Source organism: Bacillus sp. B4EP4a (genome assembly GCF_006680105.1).
In the GTDB taxonomy this organism is placed as follows: Bacteria; Bacillota; Bacilli; order Bacillales; family DSM-1321; genus Peribacillus; species Peribacillus simplex_E.
Genome location: NZ_VHIK01000135.1, coordinates 1 through 239, shown reverse-complemented (window position 1 = coordinate 239; position 239 = coordinate 1). Strand labels below are relative to the sequence as shown.

Annotated in this window: 1 rRNA gene; it reads right to left on the bottom strand. The window is 49.2% G+C overall.

Features of this window, described 5'->3' with window-relative positions:
• Positions 1 to 239, bottom strand: a 23S ribosomal RNA gene (locus tag FNK51_RS26260); the annotation flags it as partial.

Here is a 239-nt window from a genome sequence, read left to right as displayed (position 1 = left end):
GTGTTTTTGCTAAACAGTCGCCTGGGCCTATTCACTGCGGCTTTTCTGGGCTATTCAACCTAAAAAGCACCCCTTCTACCGAACTTACGGGGTCATTTTGCCGAGTTCCTTAACGAGAGTNCTCTCGCACACCTTAGGATTCTCTCCTCGCCTACCTGTGTCGGTTTGCGTTACGGGCACCTTACATCTCACTAGAGGCTTTTCTTGGCAGCGTTGAATCAGGAACTTCGGTACTATAT